Annotated in this window: 4 protein-coding genes; all 4 read right to left on the bottom strand. The window is 70.4% G+C overall.

Annotation, left to right across the window (positions count from 1 at the left end):
- On the bottom strand, positions 1 to 891 hold an 891-nt coding region (locus tag AB0O00_RS32575; protein WP_363657943.1), incomplete at its 3' end, for a BtrH N-terminal domain-containing protein.
- On the bottom strand, positions 878 to 1,483 hold the full coding sequence (locus tag AB0O00_RS32570; RefSeq protein ID WP_363657941.1) for a hypothetical protein: 606 nt from the start codon (positions 1,481 to 1,483) through the stop codon (positions 878 to 880). The genes AB0O00_RS32570 and AB0O00_RS32575, both read right to left, overlap by 14 nt.
- Positions 1,480 to 1,950, bottom strand: coding sequence for a GNAT family N-acetyltransferase (locus AB0O00_RS32565; RefSeq protein WP_363657939.1), 471 nt, complete (start codon positions 1,948 to 1,950; stop codon positions 1,480 to 1,482). Before AB0O00_RS32565 ends, AB0O00_RS32570 begins: the two co-directional genes overlap by 4 nt.
- A gap of 158 nt (positions 1,951 to 2,108) precedes the next feature.
- Positions 2,109 to 3,230, bottom strand: a complete 1,122-nt coding sequence (locus AB0O00_RS32560; RefSeq protein WP_363657937.1) for a cytochrome P450 — start codon at positions 3,228 to 3,230, stop codon at positions 2,109 to 2,111.
- Positions 3,231 to 3,676: the final 446 nt, after the last annotated feature.

The raw sequence follows: 3,676 nt of genomic DNA, 5'->3' as shown, positions 1-3,676 counted from the left end.
CTCGCCTAGCTGCCGGTCCTGCTTCGAGCGCTGCGCGAACTCCTGCGGGTACGGGCCGTGCAGGAACGCCTGGGCGTGCATGGCCCAGCCGAACGTGTAGGCGCTGCGCAGGTCCGCCGGGTCGGCGCTGCTCTCCTGGAGGCGCTCGACGAAGCGGGCCAGTCCGGCGCGGCCGGTCCACACGCGGTCCGCGGCGCCGGCCGTGCCGGTGGTCCAGCGGTCGAGGTTGTCCCGCAGTGCCGGCATGACCTGACGGTCCGTCAACTCCTCGCGCTGTGAGCGTACCCGGGTCGTCAGCACCCTGCCACCGATCTCGCTGCTGGAGAAGAAGACGTCCTGGGTGTCGGACGGATTGCCGGAGGTCCAGCTGTTCACCAGGTGCTCGGCGGCCAACCAGCCCTGGAACGCGGGGGGTTGGGCGTCGGAGACGTAGAACTCCACGGCGCCGTCCGGCGTCCGGCGCCAGGCCGGCACCACGACCAGGTGGGCCGCGTGCACGTCGTGGAAGGCCGGGCGGAAGGGGAGGTGGTAGTTGTCCACCGCGACGATGACGCTGGAGTGCGTCTCGATCAGCTCGATCAGGTCGTCCGCGTCGCGGCCCGTCGTCCAGGCGGACTCGACGTCGTGGTGGCGGCACAGGTCCGCGGCCACACCGCGGTCGCTCTGCACCGGACGGTAGAACTCCTCGCGCGGCACGTCGTCCGGCGCGAACGCGAACTCGCAAGCGAGGCCCAGGACTTCGACGGGCTTCAGGCCGTGCTCCAGCAGGATGCTGCCCAGCGTGGTCTGCAGGCAGCTCAGCGGGTCCTCGTACCACTGCGGGTAGGTGCCGGGGGCACCGTTCCAGCGGGCCGCGCGCGCTGTCGCTCCGGTCGTACTACCTAAGGTCACGGCTGGCTCCCGGTATCTGCGGGCCGCCCTCGGCGCCGGCCTCCGCCGGCCGGCCGACGAGCGTCAGGGCGAAGAGGTGGACGGCCGGGTTCCTCGGCAGCGACACGGCGGCGAGCGGCTTGCGCGAGGTCACCGGCACCCGCTGGCACCAGAGGGTGATCCCGATGCGTTCCTGGACGTGGTGCGGGTAGTGGATGACGTCGGTGCGCAGCGCGAGCTCCTCGCCGAAGTCCGACCGCCCCTCCCACAGGTCGGACAGCGCGAAGTGGTCGCGGTCCACCGTGCCGTCGGAGAAGTGCCAGGTGAGGACGTCCCTGACCCGCCGCTCACCGCAGCCGATGAGGTAGAGCCAGTCCCAGCGCCGCTCCGGGACCTCGATCCGCTGGCCCGAGCAGACGACGTTGTCCGGGCCGTCGCCGTCGAGCCGGGCGCTGCGCAGCGGCACGCCGTCCACGACGAGGTCGAGCGGCGCGGGCTGCGCCGGGAGCGAGTTGCGCCAGACGTTGAGCCGGCCGTCGGCGAGGTTGCCGGGCGTGGTCGCCGCCTGGTTGTTCAGAAACGGTTCGAGTGCGAGCACCTTGTGAACTGTCAACGGAGGTCCTTCCGTACCAACGCCCTGCGCTGGAGGCGGGGTTCGACGACGGTGAATCCGCAGGACTCGAAGGTGCTCACCCGGCCGTGGAAGCTGCTCCGGTCGAACGGGGCCCCGGGGGTCCGGTCGTCCTCGGGGTAGGCCTCGATGAGGTCGGCCCCCTCGGACCGGGCCCACTCCGCCGCCCGGTCGACGAGCACCTTGACGAGGCCCCGGCCCCGGTGCTCGCGCGCCAGGTACAGGCACACGATGGACCAGATGCGCTCCGGGTCGTCACCCTCGACCGGCTTCGCCGCGCGGGACCCGCGCAGCCTCGGGAAGCCCAGCCGGGGGCCGGCCCCGATCCAGCCGACCGGAACGCCGTCGACCGTGCCGAGGACGCCCACCCGCTCGCCGGCCTCGACCAGGTCACGGAGCCTGTCCTTGCGGGCTTCGGCGCCGCAGGCAGAGCGTTCCTTCGATGTCATTCGAAAATACGTGCACCAGCAATTTTCCACAAGCCCTTTCGGTGCGAAGAATTCTCCGACCGTGGGCCAGTCGTCCGGTCCGACCACCGTGGTCACGAAATCGCTCATCGGCTGTGCCTTCCGCGTGTGCAAATCGTCGACCCGGCAGCCGGCGCCGGCTATTTCCAGGTCACTGCCAGCGGCAGATACACTACGCCATTCAGGAAGTTCGAGATCAGGTGCTTCGGGTCGCCGTCGAGGCGCACCGACCGCACGTTCTTGCGCCAGAGGTCGAAGAAGGTCTTCATCCCGAGGGCGGCGACGTGCTGGCCGATGCACCGGTGCACGCCGAGCCCGAAGGCCAGGTGCCGGTTCGGGGAGCGGTCCGGCACGAACCGGTACGGGTCGTCGAACACCTCCTCGTCCCGGTTGGCCGAGGCGATCCACGCGGTGACCAGCGAGCCGGCCGGCACCTCGGTGCCGGCGACCACGGTGTCCGCGGTGGCACGCCGCAGCACGTGGTTGACCGGGCTCGCCCAGCGCAGCGCCTCGTCGACGAACCGCTGGTCGGTCTCCTCCTGCCGGGTGAACCACGACCACAGGTCGTCGTCGCCGGCCAGCAGGATCAGCGTCTGGTTGATCGTCTGGGGCACGGTCGGGTTGGCGCCCATGAGGAACGCGTAGGCGTTCAGCAGCGGCACGTCCCTGCTCTCGTCCCCGACCGCGTGGGCCGTGACCGGGCAGCGTCCGCTCACCGAGTCCTCGGACGGGGAGCCCTCCAGGACGTCCCCGAGGACGGACATGATGGTCGTGTGCGCCTCGAAGAGCTCGAACCGGCGCTGCATCTCCGACTGGGCCGCGTCCACGCCCCCCATCGCCCGCACCGTCGCCCGGCCCGTGACGGTCCACTTCTCCTGCGGGATGCCCATCAGCTTGCCCGTGATCGTCATGGGCAGGGTGATCATGGCCTCGCAGAAGTCGAAGGACTCCCGGCCCCGGATCGTCTCGAACAGCTCCGACATGCGCTCGGTGATGTCCTGCTGGAGGCGCTGCGCCGCCGGCACCGTCATCAGCGGGGTGAAGGCCCGCTTGATCTCGGGGTGCAGCGGCGGGTCCGTGAGATGGATCGCGGCGCCGGCCGCGACGTCCCCGTCCCCGCGCACCGTGAGCATGGTGCTGTAGGCCGACGAGAACGTCCCGTGGTCGCTCAGGACCTCCCGGACGTCCGCGTGGCGGACCGCCGCGAGGAATTCCTGGCCGTCCGGCGTCCGCTGTTTGCCAAGGCCTTCGCTCTTCCGCATATCCTGCCACACGGAATGCATGTTCCGCACCGCGTACTGCGATTCCTCGTAAAGGTCCGAGGAAATCATGTCCGCGGGTTCCTGACCCGCGAGGGAAACTCGCACCGAAAAACCACCTTTGCCTGGGATCCGCGAAACGCGAAAGACGCTCGTACTGTTCGGTGGGCCGGGAATACTCGCCGGCGGACCCGCCGGCGGACGTGCCGGCGGCCCGCGGCCCTGCCTAGCCGTTCGTCCCGGCGTCCTCGCGGTCGAGCGATCCGATGTTCTCCGCGCACTTCATGTAGAAGCGCGATGCGACCGACCACTCCGTGATGCCCTGGGCGCCCAGCACCTGCATGGCGGCACGGACGACGCGCCACCCGGTTCCTGCTGCGCGACGTCGACACGTCCGGTCCGTACCTGACCGGCGAGATCGAGCCGATCGAGGAGCGCCCGGGCGAGGG

It is taken from the genome of Kitasatospora sp. NPDC093558, from assembly GCF_040683475.1.
Taxonomy (GTDB): Bacteria; Actinomycetota; Actinomycetes; order Streptomycetales; family Streptomycetaceae; genus Kitasatospora.
The sequence above is the reverse complement of the archived record's forward strand: the minus strand, read 5'-3'. Positions and strand labels throughout refer to the sequence as shown.